The following is a 24714-nucleotide window of genomic DNA, read 5'->3' on the forward strand; positions in this document are numbered from 1 at the left end:
TTCGAATCCTACAATGGACATTGTCTAAGTCAAACACCCATCCAAAGTCACACCCGTTCGGGATTCGATCCCCCGGCTGTTAGGCTGGCCCTCATGAGTGACCTGCTGGAACGACTGCGCGGACGCGGCTGGCGCATGACCGCACAGCGGCGTGTCGTGGCCGAGGTCCTCGACGGGGACCACATGCACCTGACGGCGGACGAGGTGCACGCCCGCGCGGTGGCCAAGCTGCCCGAGATCTCGCGCGCGACCGTCTACAACACGCTCGGTGAGATGGTGACTCTCGGTGAGGTCATCGAGGTCTCCACGGACCGCCGCGCCAAGCGGTACGACCCGAACGCGCACCGGCCCCACCAGCACCTGGTCTGCGCCCAGTGCGGCGCGATCCGCGACGTCCACCCCACAGGCAATCCGCTCTCGGCCCTCCCCGCAACGGAACGCTTCGGCTTCACGATCTCGGACGTCGAGGTCACGTACCGGGGGATCTGCCCGGACTGCACGGGGGCCTAGAGCGGCCGGCGGAACAGGGGGGCCGGTTCACATCGCACCCCTGCCGGCCTGGCTTGCGCCGGACCTTGGCGCTCAGGCTTGCGCCGCACCCCTGGCGGACTGACTTGCGCCGCGCCCCCGGTGGTTTGGCTTACGCCGCACCCCCGGCGGTCTGGCTTGCGCCGCGCCCTGGCGGTCTGGCTTGCCACCCGTGGCTTGTGGGCAGGCGTTCCGCACGGCGGAACGGGTGGGCACAAACCACCCACCGGGCCGTACCCGAGAAACGACTCAAGGCCCGGATCCATTGGATCCGGGCCTTGAATACTTGGTAGCGGGGACAGGATTTGAACCTGCGACCTCTGGGTTATGAGCCCAGCGAGCTACCGAGCTGCTCCACCCCGCGTCGGTAAACCCAACAGTACGTCACCGCGCCGACCAGCGCAAACCCGATCGGCGCACCCCACGTGCACGCCGGAGCGCGGCGCGCTAAGCGGCAACGGCAGCGGCAGCGGCAGCGGCAGTGGGAACGGTGGCGGCAGTGGGAACGGTGGCGCGGCGCGGCGGCGCCGCGCTAAGCCGTCAGCTCCTGATGCAGAGCCTCCCGCAGCCGCCCCGCCCGCTCCGCCACCTCCGCCGGCCCCAGCTCCACGGCCCGCGCGCACCACCGCTGCCCCTCCGCCAGCTCCCCGCACCGCGCGGCCAACAGCGCGAGCCGCAGCGCCGCACGCCCGTGCCCCGCGTGGGCGGCCCGGGTCCACCACAGCGCGGCCTCCCGCTCCCGCCCCTCGCGGGCGAGCAGCAGCCCGAGGTTGAAGGCGCCGTTGCGGCTGCCCGCCTCGGCCGCCTCCCGGTACCAGCGCGCGGCGCCGTCCTGGTCGCCCCGGGCCGCCGCGAGCATGCCCACGCGCACCTGGGCGCGCCGGTGCCCCTGCGCGGCCGCCCGCTCGTACCACTCCTCGCACTCCGTCTTCTCGGCCACCGGCTCGCCGAGCACCGGCGCGCCCGGCGGCGGCTGGCGTGCGTCGAGCACGGTGGCCAGCCGGAACGCCGCCTCCGCGCTGCCGCCGCCCGCCGCGCACCGCAGATGCCGCTCGGCGGCCGCCTCCTCGCCGTCCCTGAGCAGCGCCATGCCGACCTGGAGGGCCGCCTCGGTGTGCCCGGCCGCCGCCGCCCGCTCGTACCACTTCAGGGCCTCGCGGTCGTCGTCGCGGCTGGCGAAGAGGATGCCGAGGTTGAAGGCCGCGTCCACGCTGCCCGCCTCGGCCGCCTTGGAGAACCACGGCTCGGCGCCGGTCGCGTCGCCGGCCTGGAGCAGCAGCACGGCGAGCGCGTTGGCCGCCTCGCGATGCCCCGCGTACGCGGCCCGCCGGTACCACTGCTCGGCCTGCGCCGTCCGCTCCTGGGCGGCGCAGAGCAGTGCCAGGTTGTACGCCCCGTTGTCGTCCCCCGCGTCCATCGCCGCCCGGTACCAGCGCTCGGCCGTCTGCGGCTCGCCCCGGGCCGCGTGCAGCGCGCCCAGCGCGTTGGCGGCGTTGCCGTCGCCGTCCTGGGCAGCCCGCAGCCACCACACGGCCGCGCTCTCCTCGTCGCCCGCGTCCCGCAGCAGGAAGCCGAGCGCGCAGGCCGCCTTGGCCTCGCCGTCCTTGGCGGAGGTCAGGTACCAGCGCCCGGCCTCCTTCAGCTCGCCGCGCCTCTCCAGGATCGCGCCGAGGTGCAGCGCGGCCCGCCGGTGGCCGCGCGCGGCGGCCTGGCGGTACCACTGCTCGGCCTCGGCCGTCCTGGCCTCGGTGTCCGGTTCGGCTTCGACAGCGATGTCAGGCTCGCCGCTGTCGGGCTCGCCGCGCTGGTCGATGAGCCGGGCGAGGCGGTACGCGGCCTCCCGGTGGCCCTGTTCGGCGGCGGCGCGCAGCCACCGCTCGGCGCCCACGTCGCTGCGGTGTTCCAGCAGGTCCGCCAGGGCGTACGCCCCCAGCGCGTGGCCCTGCTCGGCGGACTGGCGCAGCCAGTACTCGGCGGCCGGCTCGTCGCCGCGCTCGCGGTAGTGCCGGCCCAGCGCGTGCGCCGCGGCGGCGGAGCCCGCGACGGCGGCGATGCGCCACCACCCGGCCGCCTCGTCGGCGTATCCGCGCTGGTGCAGCAGCACGCCCAGGTTGTTGGCCGCGGCGCGGTCGCCCTCGGCGGTGGCGCCGCGCAGATACGGCTCGGCGCTGTCGAGGTCGCCGCGGCGCAGCAGCAGGGAACCGAGAACGCTCATGGACGCAGCGTCGCCGCCGTCGGCAGCACGCCGGTGCCGTGCCTCGGTCTCGGCATCGGCGGCGTCATCGGAGCGCATCTGCGCAAACCGCCCTGTCTCCAACAGAGTTGCCCTGTCCCCCATAAATACCATCGTCGCACCACCCGCAACCGCCGTACACCTGGTATACCGCAGCCAGTGAGGTCACTTCAGCGTTTTGTCGACATGCCCACAGAGAGATAAGCCAAACGCAGCAAGGGCACATCCGGACACGCCAAATCGACGAGGGCCCGGATCCTGATGGATCCGGGCCCTCGTCTGTGAGTAGCGGGGACAGGATTTGAACCTGCGACCTCTGGGTTATGAGCCCAGCGAGCTACCGAGCTGCTCCACCCCGCGTCGGTGAACACAACGTATCACGACGCGGGACGGAGCCTTGACCGGTTTACCCGCCGCTGCCGGTCCCCCCGGTCGACCCCTTGGCCTTGGCCTCGGCCTCGGCGGCCCGCTGGAGCGCCGCCTGGAGCTCCTGCTGGGCCTTGCCGTACGCCGTGAAGTCGCCCTTCTGCAGCGCCTTCTGGCCGTCGTCGTACGCCTTCTGCGCGTCCTTGATGGCCTGTTCCACCGTGGCGTTCGTCCCGGTGGACGGCGGCTTGGTGGTATCGGCGGGCGGCTTGGTCGCGGGCGGCTCGGAGCCGTCCACGCCGAACACCGCGTTCAGCGCCTGCGCCAGGGTGTCCTTGAAGACGGTCTTGTCCCCGTAGGAGACACCGACCTTCTTCAGGAGCGGGTAGTTGGCGGAGCCACCGCGCGCGTACACCGGCTCGATGTACAGGAACCCGCCGCCCAGCGGCACGGTCAGCAGGTTGCCGTAGTCGATCTCGGAGTCGCTGCCGCGCAGGTTCCGCACGAACTCGGCGACCTCCGGCAGGCCGTTCAGCTTGCTCTGCACCTGTTGCGGGCCCTGGACGTTGTCCGTGACCCTGAGCAGTCTGATCGTGCCGAAGTCCTTGCTGGCCGCGTCCGCGTCGATCGCCATGAACCCGCCGAGGTTCGGCCGTCCGTTCGGCGTGAACGTCGTCGTCAGGGAGAACTGCTTCCCCTGCGTCTCGGCGCCCGGCATCTTCATCGACAGGTAGTACGGCGGAACCGCGACGCCGTCCTTGTTGGTCGGGTCGTCCGGCACCTGCCAGGCGTCACTGCCGCTGTAGAACTGCACCGGGTCGGTGACGTGGTACCGGGTCAGCAGTTCGCGCTGGACCTTGAACATGTCCTGCGGGTACCGCAGATGGGCGAGCAGGTCCCCGGGGATCTCGCTCTTCGGCTTCACCGTGTGCGGGAACGCCTTCATCCAGGTCTTCAGGACCGGGTCCTGGGTGTCCCACTGGTACAGCGTGACCGTGCCGTCGTACGCGTCGACGGTGGCTTTCACCGAGTTGCGGATGTAGTTGACCTGGTTCTGCTGGGCCACGACCGCCCGCTGGCGGGTGGTCAGCGAGTCGGCCGTCGTCTCACCGAGCGTCGTACGCGAAGCGTAGGGATAGCCGTTGGTCGTGGTGTACGCGTCGACGACCCACTGGATCCGCTTGCCGACCTTGGCCGGATACGGGTCGCCGTCGATGGTCAGCCACGGGGCGACGGCCTCCACGCGCTGCTTCGGGGTGCGGTTGTAGAGGATCTTCGAGCCCTCGCCGATGGCTCCCGAATACAGGATCTGCGGCTCGCTGAAGGCCACCGCGTACGCGGCGCGGTTGAAGGGGTTGGACAGGCTGACGCCGCCCTTGCCCTTGAAGCTCGTCGTCTCCTGGCCCTTGCCCTCGGCCTCGTAGTCGAGCTCCTTCTGCGGGCCGCCGACGATCGAGTACTGCTCGGTCTTCTCGCCGTAGTAGATCCGCTGCTCGTACGTGTTCTGGTCGAACTGGCCCTTGGTGGGCAGGCCGGACTCGGTGAAGTCCGGGGAGCCCGTGGAGTCCACGCTGGTGCCCTTGGCCGCGATCATGCCGTAGCCGTGGGTGTAGGTGAAGTGGTCGTTGATCCAGTTGCGCTTGTCGATGCCGCTGAGGTTCAGCTCGCGCAGACCGACGACCGTGTCCTGCTCCTTGCCGTCCTTGTCCGTGTAACGGTCCACGTCCAGCGGTACGGCGAACTGGTAGTACTTGCGCTCCTGCTGGAGCTGCTGGAAGGCGGGGGTGACGACATTGGGATCGATCAGCCGGTAGCTGGCGGCCGTGTCCGCGTCCGCGCGCAGCTTGCCGTTGTCCTCCGCCGCGGTCGTCCCCTTGTAGTCCCTCACCTCGGTGGCGTCGATGCCGTACGCCTTGCGGGTGGCATCGATGTTCTTCTGGATGTACGGCGCTTCCTTGGCCTGCTCGTTCGGCTGGACCTGGAACTTCTGGACGATCGCCGGGTAGAGCCCGCCGATGAGGATCGCCGAGAGGACCATCAGGCCGAAGCCGATCACCGGGAGCTGCCAGGTGCGGCGCCACAGCGTGGCGAAGAAGAGCAGCGCGCAGATGACGGCGATGCAGAACAGGATCGTCTTCGCCGGCAGATAGGCGTTGGCGTCCACGTACCGCAGGCCCGTCCAGTTGCTGCTGGCCTTGAAGTCGCTGGACTTCACCGCCAGCCCGTACCGGTCCAGCCAGTACGCCACGGCCTTCAGGGCGACGAAGACCCCGAGCAGCACCGACAGGTGCCCGGTGGCGGCGCCGGTGGCGCGCGCGCCGGGGCTGGTGATCCGCAGCCCGCCGTACAGGTAGTGCGTGAGGGCGGCGGCGATCAGGGACAGCACGGCGGCCGCGAAGCCGAAGCCGACCAGGAACCGGTACCAGGGCAGGTCGAAGGCGTAGAAGGACACGTCCATGTGGAACTGGGGGTCCTTCTGCCCGAACGGCACCCCGTTGACCCACAGCAGCCAGGTGCGCCACTGCCCGGAGGCGGAGGCTCCGGCGATCAGGCCGACGAGCGCCGTGATGCCCAGGAGCAGCCACTTCTTGAACGGGGCGATGCCCATCCGGTAGCGGTCCAGGCTCTGCTGCTCCAGCGACATCGCGCTGAGCGGCGGCCGCAGCCGGTGCGCCAGCCAGATGTTCAGGCCGACGGCCACGGCCATCAGGAGGCCGAAGACCGAGAAGAGGCCGATCTTGGTCCACAGGGTGGTGGTGAAGACGGACGAATAGTGCACCGAGCGGTACCAGAGCCAGTCCGTCCAGAACCCGGCGAACATGACGAACACCATGGCCAGCACGGCCAGGATGCCCAGTGTCATGAGCAGGGTCCGGACCCGGCGGGACGGCCGGCCGACTCTGATCCGTGGCCCGGACGGGCCTCCGCCGCGGTCCGGCATCTGGAAAGCCAAGGTGCGCACCTCGAAGTTCGCTGTCGATTGAGCAGGCCCCGCGATCGTAGAGCCCACTCATGCAACTTACTGAGGCTTTACTCAGTTCCCGATCCCGGGGTGAAAGAGGGCAGGATGTTGGTCATGTCCAACGTTTCCCCCTCCGGCCCCCCGATGGCCGCGAGCCCCCTCACCCGCGCAGTGCTGGAAATCGACGAGTACGCGTCCGGCCTCGGCTGGGACCAGCCGGCCCGCCTGTTCGCCCTCGTCGACACCGCCAAGCTCCGTACCCAGGAGCCGGGGCTCGCCGCCCAGCTCGGCCTCGACCAGGGCGAATCGGCCGCCCCGCTGACCCCGATCGAGCAGGACGAGATCCCGGCCGGCCAGGCCCTCGACGACTTCCTGGGCACCATCGCCTGGCCGGACGCGGTGGTCGGCTGCGCGCTGACCGTGGAGCGCCTGATGCTTCCGCCGTCGGCCGAGACGTCCGTGCCCGAGGGCATGAACGACAAGCAGCTGGCGAAGTGGGTGGCCAAGCACCCGGACCGCCAGGAGGTCCGGATGACCGTGGCGGTGCTGCGCGACGGCGCCCGCGAGTCGGCCGTACGGCTGCGCGAGAAGGACTCGCCGACCGAGGTGCTCACCGGCGCCGGCCTGGTCCCGGGCCTCGCCGAGGCGCTCGCCGCGACGTTCGCCGAGTAACGCGCGCCACCGAGGCCGCGAACGCTACGAGGCCGCGCTCACGCGCGCGTGATGGACGACACATCCACGCGCGCGTGGGGCGCGGCCGGTCACTTCGCCGAGCAGCTCGGCAGACCGGCCGTGTCCCCCGTGCGGATCTTCTCCAGCGCCTTGGTGGCGTCGTCGATGGTGGAGACCTTCACCAGGGTCAGCCCACTGGGCGTGTCCGAGGCGGCCGCCGCGCAGTTCTCGGCCGGCGTCAGGAAGTAGCGGGCGCCCGCGCCGCGCGCGCCGATCAGCTTCATCTCGATGCCGCCGATCGGGCCGACCTTGCCCGCGTCGTCGATCGTTCCCGTACCGGCGATGAACTTGCCGCCGGTCAGGTCACCGGGCGTCAGCTTGTCGACGATCCCGAGGGCGAACATCAGCCCGGCGCTCGGGCCGCCGACGTCCGCGAGCTTGATGTCGATGGAGAACGGGAAGGTGTGGTCGGTCCCGGCCTGGATCCCGACGATCGCCCGGTCGCCGTCCTTGGCCCTCTGCGTGGTGATCGTGACGTTCTCGGCGCCCTCGGGCTGCTTGCCCGCCTTCTCCGCCGCGGCCGCCTCCTTGGCCGGGACGACGGTGAAGAGCACTTTCTGGCCCGGGCGGTGCTTGGTGACCAGCTTCGCCACGTCGGCGGGCTCCTTGACGGGCGAGCCGTCGACGGACTTGATCACATCGCCCGCGTGCAGCTTGTTCTCGGCCGGGCTGCCCTTGACCACGGACGCCACGACGACCCAGGACTTCACCGGGATCTTCAGCTCGTTGAGGGCCGCGACCTTGGCGCTCTCCTGGGACTGGCTGAACTCCTCGGCGTTCTCCTGCGAGGACTGCTCCTCGGTCTTGCCGTCCGGGTAGAGCGTGTCGTGCGGCACGACCTTGTTGTCATGGGCCAGCCAGCCGTAGACGGCCTCAACCAGGTTCATGTTGTAGTCCGCACCGGTGACCCTGACCGTCGTCATGTTGAGGTGGCCGGTCGTCGGGTAGGTCTTGTGCCCGGAGATCTGCAGCACGGGCTCGCCACGCGCCTCGCCGAGGGTGTTCACCGTGGGGCCGGGCGACATCTCCGCGTACGGCACTTTGATGAGGACGCCTGCGCAGAGCAGCGCGATCAGGATCAAGGTGGAGGCGAGCATCGTCGCGGTGCGGCGTGGCATGGAACGACAGTACGGGACGTGCCTGTCGGTGCACCGCCGGGGCCGGTCCGTACGGGGAGAGTCCACATCCGCGTACGGGACGGGGCGCGAGGAGCGCGCCGAGGGGGGTCAGGCGGGCTCGGTTCCGGAGTGGGATTTCTCCATCGCCTCTCGGAACCGGCTGTAGCCGGCGAGTTCCGCGGTGTCGCCGGTCGTGCGATTGCGGGCGGCCCAGCTCGCCCATATCGCCGCGCCGACAGCAGCGAAAAGCGGAATCAGCAGCCAGGTGAGTGCAGCCATTCCGTCCTCCCGTCCCCAGATGAGCGACCGCAACTGACAGATCAGCAGATTAACCCTCTGCGAGATCAACGCTCGGGGCAGGGGGGCGGTTACGCAAATCGGGGCGGATCCCCCCGACAGGGTTTCAGACCCCCGGACCGGGAGGTCCGTTCACCCGTTCGAGGCACCCGGGAGCGGTCAGCAGGCGCCCACCCACTCCTCGGTGCCGTCCTCGAACGTCTGGTGCTTCCAGATCGGGACCTCGTGCTTCAGGTCGTCGATCAGCTTGCGGCATGCCGCGAACGCCTCCCCGCGGTGCGGACAGGAGACCGCCACGACGACCGCCAGATCGCCCACGGCCAGTTCACCCACTCGGTGGACGGCCGCCAGCGCGCGGACCGGGAACTCGGCGACGACCTTGTCGGCCACTCGGCGCATCTCCGCCTCAGCCGTGGGATGGCACGAGTAGCCGAGCCCTGCCACGTCGGCGCCGCCGTCGTGGTCGCGCACGGTGCCGACGAAGAGCGCGGTGCCGCCCGCCGAGGGGTCTCCCACGGCGCGGAACACCTCGTCCAGGGAGAGCGGGGTGTCGCGGATCTCGAGCAGCCGGATCGGGTCGTCCGCCGCCTGCTCGCCGGGGTGATCGGGGTGGGTCTGTGCCATGGATCCATCCTGCCGTACCGCACTGACAACGCGGTATGGCTCTTTCACCCCGTCACCGGCACCCTCCGTAGGAGGGTCCTACAGCCCCCGGCGCTTGCGGGCCCGGCGGACCACCGCGGCCGCTCCCAGCAGGGCGACCGTCGCTCCGGCGGCCCCAGCGGCGGTGGCGTCCTTGCGGCCCAGCCGGCGGCCCGCCACGGTGTGTCGTCCCGCGACCTCCTCCAGGAGCTCGGCGAGGACCTCCTCGTTGGTCCACTGCGGCCGCCAGCCCGCGTCGTGCAGCCTTCCGACGCTGACCACCCAGGGGTGCATCGTGTACGCGAGGTCGCCCGCCGGGGACGGGGTGAGCCCGATCCGGTGCAGGCGGGCCGCCGCGCCGAGTGCGACCGCCGAGGGCAGCTCCATCCGCCGGATGCCGCTGAGCTCCTCGACCTCCTCCTGTTCGAGCCAGCCGTCGCAGCCGACCGCGAACTCCCCGTCGACCTTCTCCAGAGCCGCGTACTCCAGAGCGCTGCACAAGTCCTCGACGTGGCAGAACTGCCAGGTCGGACGGGACCCGGCGACCACCAGGAGGCGGGGTGACTCGAAGTACCGGGTGAGCGCGGTGTCCGTGCCGCCCACCAGGACGGCGGGGCGGACCACCGTGACGTTGAGCCCGGGGTGGGCGCGCGGGGCGCGCCGGCCCAGGCGCTCGATCTCCAGGAGGTCGCCGACGCCGGTCGCCTCGGCGGTGGCCCGCAGCTCGGCGTCCTCGGAGAGCGGGATGTCGTTGTCGGGCAGGGCTCCGTAGACCATGGCGGAGGTGCACAGCACCACCCGGTGGACCCCGGCCGCAGCGGCGGCGGTCAGCACCGTCTGCGTGCCGCGTACGTTGTACGCCGTACGCGCGGCCGCGTCGGTCTCCAGGTCGAGGTCGAGCGCCAGGTGGACGACGACGTCGGCGCCGCGCAGCTTCTCGGCGATCGCCGGGTCGCGCACGTCCAGGATGTGCCAGGTGGCCTCGGACACCTCGCCCCGGCGCTCGTCGATGGCGATGACCTGCTTGATCTCCTCGGACGCGGCGAGCCGCGCCGTGAGCAGCGCGCCGATTCCGGCGGCGGCGCCGGTGACCGCGACGACGGGACCCCGCGCGGCTGAGGGGGAATGGTTTCGCGCTGCGCGAACCTGCGGATCTGGGGAACTCACCGGGCGTCTCCAGCGGTTGTCTTCAGTACGTACACGAATGACGCGTACGGACCAGGTGACGTCCATCCTGCCGCAGGCCAAGAGTCGGCGGAGCACCGAGCCCTTATCCGGCCCGGATGTCTACGCTGGTGGTGTTGGTGGGCAGTCGCCGTCGGCAGGAGCCGGCGGCCCTAGGAGCCGAGGAAACCCCGTGAGTGACAACCCATTCGGATTCAGCCTTCCGCCGGAGGAGCCGGAGAACGGCGACGAGGGCAAGGAGAAGGGCAAGGGCGACCAGGGCGGCCCGGCGAATCCGTTCGGGTTCGGTGCCGGCGCCGGCGGCGCGGACAACCCGTTCGCGGCGATGTTCGGTTCGCTGAACCCGAACGACCTGGGAGCGGCCTTCCAGCAGCTCGGCCAGATGCTCAGCTACGAGGGCGGTCCCGTGAACTGGGACATGGCCAAGCAGATCGCGCGCCAGACGGTGGCGCAGGGCACCGCCGACGGCACCAAGGACGAGAGCGTCGGCCCGGCCGAGCGCGCCGCCGTCGAGGAGGCCGTCCGCCTGGCCGACCTGTGGCTGGACGGGGTGACGTCGCTGCCCTCGGGCGCGTCGACGGCCGTGGCGTGGAGCCGCGCGGAGTGGGTCGAGGCGACCCAGCCGGCCTGGAAGGAGCTCGTCGACCCGGTCGCGGAGCGGGTCGGCGCAGCCATGGGCGGCGTGCTGCCCGAGGAGATGCAGGCCATGGCGGGCCCGCTGATCGGCATGATGCGCTCCATGGGCGGCGCCATGTTCGGCCAGCAGCTCGGGCAGGCCGTGGGCGTCCTCGCGGGCGAGGTCGTCGGCTCGACCGACATCGGCCTGCCGCTCGGCCCGGCCGGCAAGGCCGCGCTGCTGCCGTTGAACATCGCGGCGTTCGGCAAGGACCTGGGCGTCCCGAAGGACGAGGTCAGGCTCTACCTCGCCCTGCGCGAGGCGGCGCACCACCGCCTCTTCGCCCACGTGCCGTGGCTGCGCTCGCACCTGTTCGGCGCGGTCGAGGGCTACGCGCGCGGGATCAAGGTCGACACGGCGAAGCTGGAGGACGCGGTCGGCCAGCTCGACGTGTCCAACCCCGAGCAGCTTCAGGAAGCCCTCCAGCAGGGCATGTTCCAGCCGGAGGACACTCCGGAGCAGAAGGCCGCCCTGGCCCGTCTGGAGACGGCCCTGGCACTGGTCGAGGGCTGGGTGGACGCGGTGGTGCACGAGGCCGCCAAGCCGCGCCTGACCTCGGCCGACGCCCTGCGCGAGACGCTGCGCAGGCGCCGGGCCAGCGGTGGCCCCGCCGAGCAGACCTTCGCCACGCTGATCGGTCTCCAGCTGCGCCCGCGCCGTCTGCGGGACGCCTCGCGCCTGTGGGCCTCGCTCACGGACGCGCGCGGGGTCGACGGCCGCGACGGACTGTGGGAGCACCCGGACATGCTGCCGACCGCCTCCGACCTGGACGACCCGGACGGCTTCGTCCACCGCGAGCAGCTGGACTTCTCGGAGCTCGACAAGATGCTCGGCGAGGCGGCTTCCCGCAAGGACGAGCCCAAGGACGGCCCGGCGGCCAAGGGCGACGACGGCAAGGACGACGAAAGCAAGTGAGCCTGCACGAAGACGCGGTCCTCGTCCTGAAGGGGTACGAGGGCCAGCCCGAGCTGCGCGAGACCTATCTCGGCCATCTGTCGGCGCACCCGGACGGGATGTGGAAGGCCTGCGAGGCCGGCCACCTCACGGCGAGCGCGCTGGTGATCGCCCCGGAGCGCGGGCAGGTGCTGCTGACGCTGCACCGGAAGCTGAACATGTGGCTGCAGATGGGCGGCCACTGCGAGCCGGAGGACGTCTCGCTGCCGGCCGCCGCCCTGCGCGAGGCGACCGAGGAGTCCGGTGTGTCCGGTCTCACACTGCTGCCGGGCGGGCCCGTCCGGCTCGACCGCCATCCGATCCCGTCGCCCTGCAACTGGCACCTGGACGTCCAGTACGCGGCGCTGGCTCCGGCCGGAGCAGTCGAGGCGATCAGCGACGAGTCGCTGGACCTGCGCTGGTTCGGCTACGAGGAGGTGACGTCGGTGGCCGACGAGTCGGTGGTGCGGCTGATGGAGGCCGCGCGGGCCCGGCTCTGAGTCTCCAGGAATCTGTAGGGGTAAGGGGCGGTCGCCATTGGCGACCGCCCCTTACCCATACCCGGCCGGCTCCGGACCGACGAACGGTCAGCTCCAGACCAACCGCCGCCCGGCTCCAGGCCGTTGGCCGGTCAGCTCCAGGCGTTGCCCTGGTTCTGGGCGTGGGCGCCGTGCTGGCCCATGCCGTACTGGGCCCGCAGGCCCTGGCCGATCACCGCGTTCTGCGGCGGCAGCACCTCGCTGGGCTGGACGAGCGCGAAGCCCTGTCCGAGGAAGCTGAGCTCCCAGCCCTCGCCGGTGTTGCCGCGGCGCCGCCACACGCCCGTGGAGTGCGTCTGCGCCTGCATCTGCACCCGTAGCGAGGTGGACCAGGCCACGATCGCGTCGGCGTCGGCGTTGACGTACTTGTCCGGGGTGACCTGGAGCATCAGCGGCTGTCCCGAAGTCATCAGGACGACCTTGCCGGTACCGGTGATGTTGAGCTGGAACTTGCCGGTGCCGGAGATGCCGTACTGGCTGTCCACCGCGATGACCTCGTAGTGCAGCGAGGAGTCCATCGCCAGTACGTAGCCGCTGTCCACGGTCAGCCCGTCCCGGTCCACGTCCACTACGTGGACGTACTGCGCGAGGTTGGCGAGGTAGACGGTGCCCTGGCCGGAGACGCGCATCAGGTCCAGGCCCTCGCCGGTGCCGGCCCGGGCGCGCTGGTGGCCGTTCGACTGGTACTCGCCGTCGAACTCCATCAGCCCCTGGTAGGCGACCATCGAGCCCTTGCGGGCGAGGATGTCGTCGTGGCCGGTGAGGACCACCCGCAGCATCTGCGCGTTCTGCGCGCTGTAGCGCTCCTGGGACTGCTGCTCGGTGTAGCTGAAAAGCGGGCTCTGCATGGTGTTCTCGCTCCCCCTCAGCCCCGGGCCCGCAGGCGGTCGGTGCTGTCCTCACTCGGCTGTACGACGACGATCCCCTGGCCCGAGAAGGCCATCTGGTACGCCTCTCCGCTGCCCCGGCCGATCAGCGAGGACGCCTTGAAGCTGCGCTTGCCCTTCACCTTGAGGTTCGGGGACCAGGCCACCAGGGCGTCCGGGTCGACGTACGTCTCGTCCTCGCCGCTGCCGCAGTCGACGACGACCGGGGTGCCGCGCGAGGTCAGCGCGACCCAGCCGGTGCCGGAGATCTTCACGTTGAACAGGCCCTGCCCCGCGAACTTGGCGAGGCCCTTGACCCGTTCGACGCCCCACTGCAGGCTCGCGTCGAAGGCGAGCACATTGGTGCCGTTGACGGACAGCGCGTCGTTGTTCAGCTGGACGACGACCACGTTGGCGCCGTAGTCGGCGAGGTAGAGCAGTCCGTCGCCGGTGCACTTCATCAGCGGGGCGCCCTCACCGGTGATCCAGTCCCGGGCGATCTGGCGCACGGCCGGCGGGTTCGGCTCGTACTGGATGAAGCCTTCGTAGGCGACCATCGAGCCCACGCGCGCGAAGAGGTCCTGTCCGGTGGCCATGGCCACCTTGAGCATGGCGCTGCCGTGGTTCTCCATCCGGGCGGCGACCGGGGCGGGGGCATAGCCCGCGAGCTGCTGATTCATTGTCCGGGCTCCCTCAGACCTCGTACGGCTGGACGACGATGAAGTTCCCGGGCGCGCCGCGGAACTGCAGGTTGACGGACTCGCCGCTGTGGCCCGGGTAGGCGTTGCGGCGCAGCCGGACCTGGCTGGAGACGATCACCTGGGAGGCGGACGACCAGGCCACGATCGCGTCGCTGTCCGCGAACGTGGTCGGCGTGACCGGGAGGACCACCGGGGTGCCGTGGGTCATCACCACGAGCGTGCCGGTGCCCTGGAACTGCATGGTGAACAGCGCGCCGCCGGGGATCCCGTGGCCCTCGATGCGCCGGACCTCGTACTGGAGCGACTCGTCGAAGGCCAGGACGTGTTCGGCGGAGACGCAGATGCCGTCGCCCTGGAGCTCGATGGGGTGCAGATGGGCGCTGTTCTCGGCGAGGAAGACCTGCCCGCGGCCGCTGCAGCGCATCAGCTGCATCTCCTGGCCGGTCGCGTTGCCGACGAGCCGGCCGGCGAATCCGGCGCCCTTGTAGCTGAAGTCCACCTTGCCCTGGTACATCACCATGCTGCCCTGACGGGCCAGCACCGGGGAGCCGCCGGCGCCGAGGTCGACCCGGACGAGCTGCTTGTTCTGCGGAGTCCAGCGCTGCCCGGTGGGCAGCTCCTTGTACTGCTGGATGGCGCCCGCGAGACCGCCGCCGGACTGCGGCATCCCTTGCGGGACACCGGGCTGCTGGCCGTACGGGGCGGGCTGGCCGTAAGGAGCCGGCTGACCGTAGGGCGCGGGCTGACCGTACGGGGCGGGGGCGCCGGGCGGCGGGACCTGGCCCGGGTACTGGCCCGGGACCTGACCGTACGAAGGCTGCTGGGGCGGCTGCCCGTACGGCGCCGGAGCGGCCGGGGGCGGGACGGTGCCCGGCGGCATGACCATGGGCGCGGCGATGGTCGGCGCCGCGTGGATCTGCGGGCTGGGCGCGGGCGCCGGGGGCGGCGTGGATCCCGGCGGCGGCGGTGCGTAGTGCTGCGCGGGAACCGGGGCCGGCGCGGCGGCGCCGAACTGCGGGGCCGGCTGCGAGGGCTGGGGCTGCTGCGGTGCGGCCGGAGCGCCGAAGTGCGGCGCGGAGGCGCTCTGGGCGGGCGGAGCGAAGCCCGGGGCGGCTCCCTGCGGCTGCTGCGGCGCCGCGGGCTCCTCCTCGGCGACCTCACCGCCGAAGTTCTTCAGCAGCGCCTCCAGGCCGCCGTCGAAGCCCTGCCCGACGGCCGCGAAGCGCCAGACGTCCTTGAGGTAGAAGTCGCCCAGCATCACCGCGCGCTCGGTGCTGAACTCGGCGCCCGTGAACGCGTATCTGACGACCTCTTCGCCACCGGCCACGACTCTGATGTAGCCGGGGCCGACCTGCGACATCTGGCCCGGGCCGTCGATCGTCGCGGTGAACGAGAGCTTGTGGACATGGGCCGGGAGGCGGTCCAGGGTGACGCGGAACGACTCGGAGTCACCGGCCTGGGCGCCCAGGAGCTGAATGGACTCCTCGGGCGACTTGGGCTGGTTGAAGAAGATGAAATACCGGTCGTCGGACAACTGCTCGTGCGCGTCGAGGCCGAAGCAGCTGATGTCGAAGGACAGTCCGGGCGCGCCGATCTGCACGCCTACATACAGATCCGTCCCCGCTGTCAGGTCACTGATCTTGGCCTTGTGGCCGCGTTGGAATTCCCTGGCCATGCGTAACGACCGTCCCCCATCCCGAGTGCGATTGGTCGCGCCAGGCTAACGGCTGCCTGCGACAATCGGCCAAGCCGGTACGCATTCGGTACACGATCGGCGAGATCCGGCGAGACCGGGGAAGATCACTCTCCGCGTGCGGCGGGCAGATGCGGCAGCCGGTCGGCCGCCACCACCCCTTCGAGGTATCCACGCGCGCGTTCCGTACGGGGATAGGCCTCCAGGAGCTGCCAGAAGCGCGGCCCGTGGCCCGGCACCAGGAGATGGGCCAGCTCGTGGACGAGGACATAGTCGACGACGTACTCCGGCATGCCCTGGAGCCGGTGCGAGAGGCGGATGCTGCCCTCCGCGGGGGTGCACGAGCCCCAACGGGTGTTCTGGTTGGTCACCCAGCGCACCGAGGCGGGACGCGCGCGACCGTCGAAGTACAGGGCGGACAACCGCTCGGCCCGCTCGGTCAGTTCCGCGTCGCCCAGCATCCGCTTGCTCTCCTGGGCGGCGAGCTTGTCGAGCATCACGTTCACCCAGCGCTGCTCCTCGGCCTCGGACATCCGGGCCGGGATCAGCACGATGGTGCGGTCGCCCTCTCGGTACGCGGAGACCGTCCTGCTGCGCCGGGCGCTCCTGCGCACCTCGACCGCGCTCGTCGCATGACCGCGGGGCGGCGGACTTGTCGGACTGCGGGGCGGGCTTCCGGCACTCTGCAGTGGGTCGGCGGGCACGCCCCGACGTTACCCGCTGTCAGTGGGGGAAGTCCCGCCTCCGGGAGGGTTGAGCCATGATCCATTCCGGCCGTGCACCATTTGAACGACTAATGCCCCCGCCTGTGGACAACTTTCAGCACGACTTCGCGGCACCCGTCATTCTGGCAACGGATCGCACGACGCATCGCGGCCGGACGACAGGTGCCCGGTCGCGGACACGCGGAACAACGGGGGTCGAAAATGCATCCGATGCTGAAGCCGGCACTGCGCCGGGCATGGCGGGACCGGCAGACCGTGCAGTTCGGGATGACACCGGCACGGGCGGTGGTGGTCTCGCCCGTGGACACGGCGACGGGAAGCTTCCTGGGGCTCCTGGACGGCACCCGCGGACTGCCACTGCTGTACGAGGAAGCCCGGGCCGCGGATCTGACGCCCGGCCAAGTGGACGCGCTGGTGGAGCGGTTGACCGAGGCCGGGGTGATCGACGATCCGACGGCCGGCGGCCCGGCGGCTCAGGCGCTGCGCGGGCGGACCGAGGCGTTCGACCGGACCAGGTCCGATCTGGCCTCGCTCTCCCTCGTCCACCCCGAACCGGGCGGCGGCGCCCAGCGGTTGGCGGCCCGCCGGTCCCTGAAGGTGCAGGTGCGGGGCGCGGGGCGGGTGGGGGCGACGATCGCCTCGGTCCTCGCCGCTTCGGGGGTGGGCCGGGTGGAGGTGCTCGACGGCGGGACGGTGCAGCCGTGGGACGTGGCGCCCGGCGGGCTGCCCGAGCAGGCGGTCGGCGAGCGCCGGGGCGCGGCGGCCCAGCAGCTCGTGCGGGGCGCGGCGCCGGGCCGTCCGCCTCGATCCGGCGGGGGCGACGAGCCGACCGGCCTGTCACTGATCGTGGTGGCCCCCAGAGACGGGCTTGATGTGTACGCACCGGATCCGGTCACCGGCGGGGAGTGGGTGGCGGCGGGCATCCCTCATCTGTACGCGGGAGTTGCGGAGACGACCGGTCTCGTGGGGCCGCTGGTCCTGCCCGGTGGCACCGGGTGCGCGGGCTGTCTGGCGCTGGAGCGGGCCGAGCGCGATCCCGGCTGGCCCCGGATGCTGGCGCAGTGGCGCTCCGGCCGCCGCCAGGGCGCCGTACCGGCCTGTGACGTCGCGCTCGCGACCGCCGTGGCGGGGCTGGCGGCGGCGCACGCCCTGGCTTTTCTGGACGGCGACCTCCCGGCGAGCACGGGCACGCGGTGGGAGGCGTCGCTGCCCACACTCGGCTGGCGGCCGCGGCACCTCGCGGCCCGGCTCGACTGTCCCTGCGGCGCTGGTGGGAACAGTGAAGGGGAGGACACCTCGGTGGACGCACGGCCGCAGGACACAATGGCCCGGTAACCGCTGTCGACGACGCACTGCCGCGAGGCGCGCGGCACGACCGGCTGGGAATTGGAGGGGCGCATGTCTGATCTTCCCCGGAAGGCGGTCACCCGGACCGCCAAGTTGGCCGCGCTGCCACTTGGATTCGCCGGGCGTGCCACGTGGGGCCTGGGCAAGCGGATCGGAGGCAAGTCCGCGGAGATAGTCGGCCGCGAGCTCCAGCAGCGCACCGCCGAGCAGCTCTTTAAGGTCCTGGGCGAACTCAAGGGCGGAGCGATGAAGTTCGGGCAGGCCATGTCCGTCTTCGAGTCGGCGCTGCCCGAAGAGATCGCCGGGCCCTACCGGGCCGCGCTGACGAAGCTGCAGGAGGCGGCGCCGCCCATGCCGACCCGCACCGTGCACACGGTCCTCGCGGAGCGGCTGGGTGAGCAGTGGCGTGAGCTGTTCCTGGAGTTCGAGGAGAAGCCCGCCGCGGCGGCCTCGATCGGGCAGGTGCACCGGGCGGTCTGGCACGACGGGCGCGAGGTCGCGGTCAAGGTGCAGTACCCGGGCGCCGGTGAGGCGCTGCTCTCGGATCTGACACAGCTGAGCCGGTTCGCCCGGCTGCTCGGGCCGCTGATACCGGGCATGGACATCAAACCGCTCATCTCGGAGCTGCGCGACCGGGTCTCGGAAGAGCTGGACTACGAGCTGGAGGCGCAGGCCCAGCGGGAGCACGCGGCGGAGTTCGCGGACGACCCGGACGTGGTGGTGCCCGATGTGGTGCACCAGGCCGACCAGGTCCTGGTGACCGAGTGGATCGACGGGACCCCGCTCTCCGAAGTGATCGCGGACGGTACGGAGGAGCAGCGCGACCGGGCGGGCCAGCTGCTGGCGCGGTTCCTCTTCTCGGGCCCGGCGCGCACCGGCCTGCTGCACGCGGACCCGCATCCGGGCAACTTCCGGCTGCTGCCGCCGGAGAAGGAAGGGGGTGCGTGGCGACTGGGCGTACTGGACTTCGGGACGGTGGACCGGCTGCCGGGCGGACTGCCCCGGACGATCGGCGAATCGCTGCGGATGACGCTCGCCGGCGACGCCGAGGCCGTCTACGCGCTGCTGTGCGAGGACGGCTTCGTGAAGGAGTCGATAGACCTCGACCCGGACGCGGTCCTGGACTATCTGCTGCCCATCATCGAGCCCGCACAGGCGGACGAGTTCACCTTCACCCGTGCCTGGATGCGCGGGCAGGCCGCCCGGATCGCCGACCCGCGCTCCCCCGCGCACCAGCTGGGCAAGCAGCTCAATCTGCCGCCCGCGTATCTGCTGATACACCGGGTGACGCTCTCCACCATCGGCGTGCTGTGCCAGTTGGACGCCACGGTCCGGCTGCGGCACGAGTTGGAGCAGTGGGTGCCCGGGTTCCTCCCCGCCGCGGCGGAGGACCTGGCCGAGCTGGAGAACCTCACGGTCCTGGAGACCGGCGAGCCGGAGGACGAGGAGGACGAACAGCCCGCGGAGGCGTGAGGGCCGACGGGAGGCCCGGCGCGGGGCGATGACACATGGCGGGGGCGGGGAGGCCCGGCGCGAGGCGATGACGCATGGCTGGGGGTGGGGTGGGCCGGGGGGGGGCGGGGGTGGGGGCGGGGGGGGAGGCCCCCCCGGGGGGAAGTCACCACCACACGGAGTCGAGTCTGCTCTCGATCGCCCGCAGGTTCGCGCGCGCGCAGGCGTCGCAGAAGTAGAGACGCTCGCCGTTCTCAACGGAGTAGGTCCACGTCGGCGGGGTGCTCTCGGCGGGCGTGCCGCAGCGCGAGCACACAACGGTCTCGGCAGCCGGCTGAGTCGGGTCGTCCATTTCGTGACGATACCGCCGCGGCAGGTGGTTAGGGGCACAACGCACCGTGGGGGCCGGTCCGTTCGGACCGGCCCCCACGGGCTCAATTCATCACTTCGCGCTGCCTGGCGGTGTGGCCGTTACTGCATGACGGCCATGGCCAGGGCGCGGCGGGCACGCATCGACACGCGCTCGGCGCGGCGCTGCATCCGCCGGGCGGCGAGCAGGCGCATGGCCTGCCGCTCGGCCTCGGCTTCCCGCAGGCGCTCGTGCATATGGGCACGGGCGAGGGCTTCTGGCATGAGTTGCATTTCGAGGGTCCTGTTCTGACGCGAGGCGTTCGCGCCGGTGGTGGTGAAGTCTGGGGTCGCGGAGCCCATGGGCTCGCTGGCGGACGTCGTCATCGGGGCCTGCTTCTGGGGGTCGTTCGTGAGGGGGCGGTCGATGGTTCCCGGGCGATTCATGCGGCGACCGGGTTCTTGCGCGGGCGGCCACGCGGCCGCTTGCGGGCAACGACCACGCCCTGGACGAAGAGCTCGCCGCCCCAGACACCCCAGGGCTCGCGCCGCTCCTTGGCCCCGGCGAGGCAGGCCTCGACCAGCGGGCAGGTGCGGCAGAGGGACTTGGCGTACTCGACGTCTGCCGGGGACTCGGCGAAGAAGACCTCCGGGTCGTACGAGCGGCAGGGGACGGGTACGCCGAGGTTCTCGATGGCGTCGTCGAGCGCGGTGAGCGCGGTGAGGGGAGTCAAGGCGGGGTCCTCCGTGAGACCGGGCGGGGGGATCGTCTGGGCGGGCGGTACGGACGGGGCGTGCGCTTCGAGTTGCACGGTGTTTGTTTCCTCGTCTTGTTGTCGGTCCGGCCGGTCGGCCGGGTTTCGGCTGGTACCGAGACCCCTTCGCGCTGTCGTCCCCGTTCGGGGACAAACAGAAGGGCCGCGGATCCCTGGTGGGGTTCCGCGGCCCTGAAGGCGCCTGCCTGATCCTGGATCAGGCTGGATCACTCCAGGGTTCGAGCCCACGGAAGGCCCACATGGTGTGGTGCTGCGTCGTCTGCTTCTCGGCTCCGGCACCGGCCTGCGCAAAGGCATAGGCCTGGAGGGCCTGTCCCTTCGCCACTACTGCTTCCGGTGCCTGGGTCGGTCGCTCATTGCCGTTGCGCACGGGGAGGCTCGCCAGGGAGGACGGAATGACGACCGAGAGGCCGAGCAGACCGGAGACACCGGTGGACAGACCGGTGCCCTGGAACGAGGAGCCGAGCGGGCAGGTGGCGACGACCGAGCGATCGGTCAGTTTGGCGGTGCTGATGCTGGTGAAGTTCATGAAGCTGATCACTGGTCTCGCCTCCTCTCGGCGTCTCGGGGAGCTGGGGCCCGGGGGCCTTGATCCCATGCGTATTCGGATAAGTACAGCAAGTAGAGCACGGACCCAGGGCCTCTGAGAAGCCGCTGTTTCCGTGGTTAAGAACCTATGGGGATTCCTGGGGCGGGCGCAAACTATTTTTGCGACGAGTTTTCAAGAGGGCTCCTCGTCGCTTCCGCCAACCTCCTGGCCTGCGCAGATGGCCAGGACATCGGTGCCGAAACGGTCCAGCTTGCGGGCGCCGACACCCGAGATCACCGCGAGCTCCCCGCCGCTGGACGGGACGGCCTCCGCGATCGCCATCAGGGTCTTGTCGGTGAACACGCAGTACGGCGGCTGCCCGAGCAGGCTCGCCTGGCCGGCCCGCCAGTCGCGCAGCCGCTCGTACAGACCCTCGTCCATGTCGGAGGGGCAGTCCTCGCAGCGCATCAGCTTCATCTCGCCGGCTTCGGTGAGCGTCTTGCCGCACACCCGGCACAGGACGGGTCCGCGCCGGGTCCGTCTGCGGGCGGCGCCGCGCTCGATCCCGGTCGAGGAGTTCGCCGACGAGGCGCGGGCGCCGGGAGCCGCCGAGCCCGGCCGCAGGCCGTTCAGGAAACGGCTGGGGCGTCGCGACGGCCGGCCGCCGGGAGACCGCGAGAGCGACCAGGACAGAGCCAGGTGCACCCGGGCCCGGGTGACGCCCACGTACAGGAGCCGGCGCTCCTCCTCGACCTGCTCATCGGTCTTCGCATATGTGATCGGCATCATGCCCTCGGTGAGGCCGACCAGGAAGACCGCGTCCCACTCCAGGCCCTTCGCGGCGTGCAGCGAGGCCAGTGTGACGCCCTCGACCGTCGGCGCGTGCTGCGCGGCGGCGCGCTCGTCGAGTTCGGCCACCAGGTCGGAGAGCGTCGCGCCGGCCTTGGCACGCGCGAAGTCCTCCGCCAGCCGGACGAGCGCCGCGAGCGACTCCCAGCGGTCGCGGACCGCGCCGGAGCCCGCCGGGGGCGCGGAGGTCCAGCCCTTGGTTCCGAGGACGGCCCGGACCTGGGACGGCAGGTCCACGGCGTCGTCCAGGAGCGAGTCGTTGCCCCCCGCCCGGGCCGCGCCGCGCAGGGCGATGCCCGCCTCTCGGACCTCGGGCCGCTCGAAGAACCGCTCGGCGCCGCGCAGCTGGTAGGGCACGCCGGCGTCGGCGAGGGCCTGCTCGTAGATCTCCGACTGCGCGTTGATCCGGTAGAGCACGGCGATCTCGCCGGCCGACACCCCGGAGGCGATGAGGTCGCGGATGCGGCGGGCGACGCCTTCGGCCTCGGCGGGTTCGTCCCCGTACTCCGTGTAGAGCGGCTCGGGGCCCGCGTCGCGCTGGGAGACGAGTTCGAGGCGGTGCTCGGCGGCGCGGCCGCGTGCCTGGCCGAGCAGGCCGTTGGCGAGGTGCACCACCTGGGGGGTGGAGCGGTAGTCCCGGACCAGCTTCACCACCGTCGCGTTCGGATGGCGGGTGCGGAAGTTCAGCAGGTGGTCGGGGGTGGCGCCGGTGAAGGAGTAGATCGTCTGGCTGGCGTCGCCGACGACGCAGAGGCTGTCCCGCTCGCCGAGCCACAGCTCCAGGAGGCGCTGCTGGAGGGGGCTGACGTCCTGGTATTCGTCGACCACGAAGTGCTGGTACTGGCTGCGGATCTGTTCGGCGATGTCGTGCCGGTCCTGGAGGACGCCGACTGTGAGCAGCAGCACGTCCTCGAAGTCGATCATGCCCCGGTCGCGCTTGAGCTCTTCGTACGTCCCGTAGATCTGGGAGATCTCGGCGGGGTCGCGCGGGGCGTCGCGCAGGGACTTGGCGACCGCGGCCGGGTAGTCGGCGGGGACGGTCTGGGTGACCTTCGCCCATTCGATCTCGCTCGTGACGTCCCGCAGCTCGCCCCGGTCGAGCCGGACGCGGCAGCGGGCGCCCGCCTCGGCGACCAGCTGGACCTTGCGCTCGACCAGCCGGGGCAGCTCACCGCCGACCGCCTTGGGCCAGAAGTACTGGAGCTGGCGCAGGGCGGCCGAGTGGAAGGTGCGGGCCTGGACGCCGCCCGCGCCGAGCTGGCGCAGCCGGCCGCGCATCTCGCCCGCCGCGCGGTTGGTGAACGTGACGGCCAGCACACTGCTCGGCTGAAGGATCCCGGCCCGCACTCCGTACGCGATCCGGTGGGTGATCGCGCGTGTCTTGCCTGTCCCGGCGCCGGCCAGCACGCACACCGGTCCGTGCAGGGCCGTCGCGACCTCGCGCTGCTCGGGGTCGAGGCCGTCGAGCACCGCGTCCGCCGAGTCGGGGACCTGTGGGAAGAGGGGGGAGTGCGTTGCTGATGTCACCCCGCCATGCTGCCAGGTCGGCGGAGGCGGACGGGACGCGTTGTCCACAGGGGGCGGGATTGGTCGTACTAATGCGGCAAGGGCGGCTCTGGTCTCATGCGGGAATGGTGGCCCGGTCGCGTACGTTCACCCCTTGGCGCTCACCCGCTGGGCTCCATCCGGTGAGTTCCACCTGTGAGCTCCACCGACCAAGATCCACCCACCGAGCCGAACATGAGGAGTGCGAGAGCATGCCGGGCACTGTGACGATGTACAGCACCACGTGGTGCGGCTACTGCCGTCGGCTGAAGAGCCAGATGGACCGCGAGGGCATCGCGTACAACGAGATCAACATCGAGCAGGACCCGGAGTCGGCGGCCTTCGTCGAGAAGGCCAACGGGGGCAACCAGACGGTGCCGACCGTGCTCTTCGCCGACGGCTCGACGCTGACGAACCCGTCGCTCGCGCAGGTCAAGCAGAAGATAGGCGTCTGAGCCCGCGCTCCCGAGTCTCAGCACGACGAGTCTCCGCGCCGCGGGTCTCCGCACTGCGCGTCTCCGCACTGCGAGCCTGCGCATCACGAGCCTGCGGCTCCACGAGCTCGCTCCACGCGCGCGTAGAGGGCCCCCACCGACGCGGTGGGGGCCCTCCGTGTGCCGGGGCCCGGGGCCGTACCGGGGCCCGCGGCAGTGCCGGGGCTCGGGCCCCCGGGGCTCAGTGCGTGGGCCTGGGCAGCGGCTTGCCGTACCAGAGTTCGATGAGGCGGGCCGCGATCGAGATACCGTACGGCGGCAGGACCTCGCCCGACTCGAACGCGGCGCGCAGGTCTTCGCGGGAGAACCAGCGGGCCTCGTGGATCTCCTCGCCGTCCACGTTGATCTCGGAGGACGTGGCGTGCGCCATGAAGCCGAGCATCAGGCTGGACGGGAAGGGCCAGGGCTGGCTGGCGACGTACTCGACCTCGCCGACCGTCACGCCCGCCTCTTCGAAGACCTCGCGGCGCACCGACTGCTCGATGGACTCGCCGGGCTCCACGAAGCCGGCCAGGGTCGAGAAGCGGCCCTCCGGCCAGTGCACCTGGCGGCCGAGCAGCGCGCGGTCCTGCTCGTCCGTGACGAGCATGATGACGGCCGGGTCGGTGCGCGGGTAGTGCTCGGCGCCGCACGCCTGGCAGCGGCGGATGTGGCCGGCGGCCGCGATGACGGTGCGCTCGCCGCAGCGGGAGCAGAAGCGGTGCAGGCGCTGCCAGTTCTCCAGGGCGACCGCGTGGACCATGAGACCGACGTCCCGGGGCGACAGGAGCAGCCCGGCCTCGCGCAGACCCGCGGCGCGCGCGGACTGGTCCATGCGGCCCGGCAGGGAGTCCTTCTGGAGCGCGAAGTAGCTGACGCCGTCGTCGTCGGTGCCCAGGAAGTAGCGGTGGGTCTCGGTGACCGGGGCCTCGAAGGCCGGGGTCATCACCAGTTCCGTGCGGCCGTCGGCGGTGTCGTCGATCAGGACCTGTCCGCCGGAGACCACGAAGACCCTGGTCGTCGGGTGGCTCCAGGCGGCCGCCAGCCACGCCTCGTCCAGGCGGTGGTGGGCCGCGCGGTCGACGCCGCTCGGCTCGGTGAGGCTGATGGGCGTGGTGAGGCCGATGGGCCGGTCCGCGGTGGCGTCACTGCTGGTGGTGCTGGTGGTGCTCACAGGTGCTTCCAACTCCCCCGGGGTG

23 protein-coding genes and 2 tRNA genes are annotated in these 24714 nt (G+C 71.3%); 7 read left to right on the top strand and 18 right to left on the bottom strand.

Features of this window, described 5'->3' with window-relative positions:
• The first annotated feature begins 93 nt into the window (after positions 1 to 93).
• On the top strand, positions 94 to 510 hold the full coding sequence (locus AB0G17_RS25340; RefSeq protein WP_361387098.1) for a Fur family transcriptional regulator: 417 nt from the start codon (positions 94 to 96) through the stop codon (positions 508 to 510).
• Positions 511 to 815: 305 nt separating this feature from the next.
• On the opposite strand, the gene AB0G17_RS25345 is transcribed toward AB0G17_RS25340, so the two are convergent.
• The 4 genes from AB0G17_RS25345 to AB0G17_RS25360 all read right to left on the bottom strand — a co-directional run bounded on the left by AB0G17_RS25345 (position 816) and on the right by AB0G17_RS25360 (position 6068).
• Positions 816 to 892, bottom strand: a tRNA-Met gene (locus AB0G17_RS25345).
• A 168-nt stretch (positions 893 to 1060) separates the two neighbouring features.
• Positions 1061 to 2875: a tetratricopeptide repeat protein gene (locus AB0G17_RS25350; protein ID WP_361387101.1), complete on the bottom strand. Its 1815-nt coding sequence runs from the start codon at positions 2873 to 2875 to the stop codon at positions 1061 to 1063.
• A gap of 172 nt (positions 2876 to 3047) precedes the next feature.
• A tRNA-Met gene (locus tag AB0G17_RS25355) sits at positions 3048 to 3121 on the bottom strand.
• A 46-nt stretch (positions 3122 to 3167) separates the two neighbouring features.
• Positions 3168 to 6068, bottom strand: a complete 2901-nt coding sequence (locus AB0G17_RS25360) for a UPF0182 family protein (protein WP_361387241.1) — start codon at positions 6066 to 6068, stop codon at positions 3168 to 3170.
• Positions 6069 to 6194: 126 nt separating this feature from the next.
• Between AB0G17_RS25360 and AB0G17_RS25365 the strand changes: the two genes are divergently transcribed.
• A complete protein-coding gene (locus AB0G17_RS25365) occupies positions 6195 to 6761 on the top strand; it encodes a PPA1309 family protein (protein ID WP_361387104.1) in 567 nt (188 codons plus the stop codon).
• Positions 6762 to 6850: 89 nt separating this feature from the next.
• On the opposite strand, the gene AB0G17_RS25370 is transcribed toward AB0G17_RS25365, so the two are convergent.
• The 4 genes from AB0G17_RS25370 to AB0G17_RS25385 all read right to left on the bottom strand — a co-directional run bounded on the left by AB0G17_RS25370 (position 6851) and on the right by AB0G17_RS25385 (position 10045).
• Positions 6851 to 7939, bottom strand: a complete 1089-nt coding sequence (locus AB0G17_RS25370) for a PDZ domain-containing protein (RefSeq protein WP_361387107.1) — start codon at positions 7937 to 7939, stop codon at positions 6851 to 6853.
• A gap of 108 nt (positions 7940 to 8047) precedes the next feature.
• Entirely contained in the window at positions 8048 to 8218 is a 171-nt protein-coding gene (locus AB0G17_RS25375) for a hypothetical protein (protein WP_361387109.1), read from the bottom strand.
• Positions 8219 to 8395: 177 nt separating this feature from the next.
• Entirely contained in the window at positions 8396 to 8860 is a 465-nt protein-coding gene (locus tag AB0G17_RS25380; protein WP_361387112.1) for a molybdenum cofactor biosynthesis protein MoaE, read from the bottom strand.
• Positions 8861 to 8938: 78 nt separating this feature from the next.
• On the bottom strand, positions 8939 to 10045 hold the full coding sequence (locus tag AB0G17_RS25385) for an SDR family oxidoreductase (protein WP_361387115.1): 1107 nt from the start codon (positions 10043 to 10045) through the stop codon (positions 8939 to 8941).
• 190 nt (positions 10046 to 10235) lie between these two features.
• Here AB0G17_RS25385 and AB0G17_RS25390 point away from each other — a divergent pair, with 190 nt between their 5' ends.
• A complete protein-coding gene (locus AB0G17_RS25390; RefSeq protein ID WP_361387118.1) occupies positions 10236 to 11654 on the top strand; it encodes a zinc-dependent metalloprotease in 1419 nt (472 codons plus the stop codon).
• Complete coding sequence (locus AB0G17_RS25395; protein ID WP_361387121.1) at positions 11651 to 12172, top strand: NUDIX hydrolase; 522 nt, start codon at positions 11651 to 11653, stop codon at positions 12170 to 12172. The genes AB0G17_RS25390 and AB0G17_RS25395 overlap by 4 nt, the downstream gene beginning before the upstream one ends.
• 131 nt (positions 12173 to 12303) lie before the next feature.
• Here AB0G17_RS25395 and AB0G17_RS25400 read toward each other — a convergent pair whose 3' ends face one another.
• From AB0G17_RS25400 to AB0G17_RS25415, 4 genes are all read right to left on the bottom strand, one after another.
• Positions 12304 to 13059, bottom strand: coding sequence for an AIM24 family protein (locus AB0G17_RS25400; RefSeq protein ID WP_361387124.1), 756 nt, complete (start codon positions 13057 to 13059; stop codon positions 12304 to 12306).
• 17 nt (positions 13060 to 13076) lie between these two features.
• Entirely contained in the window at positions 13077 to 13757 is a 681-nt protein-coding gene (locus tag AB0G17_RS25405; protein WP_361387127.1) for an AIM24 family protein, read from the bottom strand.
• A 13-nt stretch (positions 13758 to 13770) separates the two neighbouring features.
• Positions 13771 to 15453, bottom strand: coding sequence for a TerD family protein (locus AB0G17_RS25410; protein ID WP_361387130.1), 1683 nt, complete (start codon positions 15451 to 15453; stop codon positions 13771 to 13773).
• 125 nt (positions 15454 to 15578) lie between these two features.
• Entirely contained in the window at positions 15579 to 16175 is a 597-nt protein-coding gene (locus AB0G17_RS25415; RefSeq protein WP_361387133.1) for a M48 family metallopeptidase, read from the bottom strand.
• Between the two features lie 222 nt (positions 16176 to 16397).
• Here AB0G17_RS25415 and AB0G17_RS25420 point away from each other — a divergent pair, with 222 nt between their 5' ends.
• Both AB0G17_RS25420 and AB0G17_RS25425 read left to right on the top strand, forming a co-directional pair.
• Positions 16398 to 17531, top strand: coding sequence for a ThiF family adenylyltransferase (locus tag AB0G17_RS25420; RefSeq protein ID WP_361387136.1), 1134 nt, complete (start codon positions 16398 to 16400; stop codon positions 17529 to 17531).
• 63 nt (positions 17532 to 17594) lie between these two features.
• Positions 17595 to 19016 carry an AarF/ABC1/UbiB kinase family protein gene (locus AB0G17_RS25425; RefSeq protein ID WP_361387139.1) on the top strand — a complete coding sequence of 474 codons (1422 nt, stop codon included), beginning with the start codon at positions 17595 to 17597 and terminating at the stop codon, positions 19014 to 19016.
• A gap of 145 nt (positions 19017 to 19161) precedes the next feature.
• Here AB0G17_RS25425 and AB0G17_RS25430 read toward each other — a convergent pair whose 3' ends face one another.
• The 5 genes from AB0G17_RS25430 to AB0G17_RS25450 form a co-directional block, all read right to left on the bottom strand.
• On the bottom strand, positions 19162 to 19347 hold the full coding sequence (locus AB0G17_RS25430; RefSeq protein ID WP_361387142.1) for a hypothetical protein: 186 nt from the start codon (positions 19345 to 19347) through the stop codon (positions 19162 to 19164).
• A 119-nt stretch (positions 19348 to 19466) separates the two neighbouring features.
• Positions 19467 to 19790 carry a hypothetical protein gene (locus AB0G17_RS25435; RefSeq protein WP_361387145.1) on the bottom strand — a complete coding sequence of 108 codons (324 nt, stop codon included), beginning with the start codon at positions 19788 to 19790 and terminating at the stop codon, positions 19467 to 19469.
• The gene (locus AB0G17_RS25440; protein WP_067163768.1) at positions 19787 to 20155 is read right to left on the bottom strand and encodes a WhiB family transcriptional regulator; all 369 of its coding nucleotides are present in this window, start codon (positions 20153 to 20155) and stop codon (positions 19787 to 19789) included. The genes AB0G17_RS25435 and AB0G17_RS25440 overlap by 4 nt, the downstream gene beginning before the upstream one ends.
• Before the next feature lie 160 nt (positions 20156 to 20315).
• On the bottom strand, positions 20316 to 20648 hold the full coding sequence (locus AB0G17_RS25445) for a hypothetical protein (RefSeq protein ID WP_361387244.1): 333 nt from the start codon (positions 20646 to 20648) through the stop codon (positions 20316 to 20318).
• A 192-nt stretch (positions 20649 to 20840) separates the two neighbouring features.
• A complete protein-coding gene (locus AB0G17_RS25450) occupies positions 20841 to 23024 on the bottom strand; it encodes an ATP-dependent DNA helicase UvrD2 (protein ID WP_361387148.1) in 2184 nt (727 codons plus the stop codon).
• 230 nt (positions 23025 to 23254) lie between these two features.
• On the opposite strand from AB0G17_RS25450, the gene AB0G17_RS25455 reads away from it, so the two are divergent.
• Positions 23255 to 23497, top strand: a complete 243-nt coding sequence (locus AB0G17_RS25455; protein WP_329401603.1) for a mycoredoxin — start codon at positions 23255 to 23257, stop codon at positions 23495 to 23497.
• Between the two features lie 220 nt (positions 23498 to 23717).
• Here the strand turns inward: AB0G17_RS25455 and nudC are convergent, their stop codons facing one another.
• Positions 23718 to 24689, bottom strand: coding sequence for an NAD(+) diphosphatase (gene nudC, locus AB0G17_RS25460; RefSeq protein WP_361387151.1), 972 nt, complete (start codon positions 24687 to 24689; stop codon positions 23718 to 23720).
• Between the last annotated feature and the right edge of the window lie 25 nt (positions 24690 to 24714).

It is taken from the genome of Streptomyces sp. NPDC023838 (assembly GCF_040639555.1).
In the GTDB taxonomy this organism is placed as follows: Bacteria; Actinomycetota; Actinomycetes; order Streptomycetales; family Streptomycetaceae; genus Streptomyces.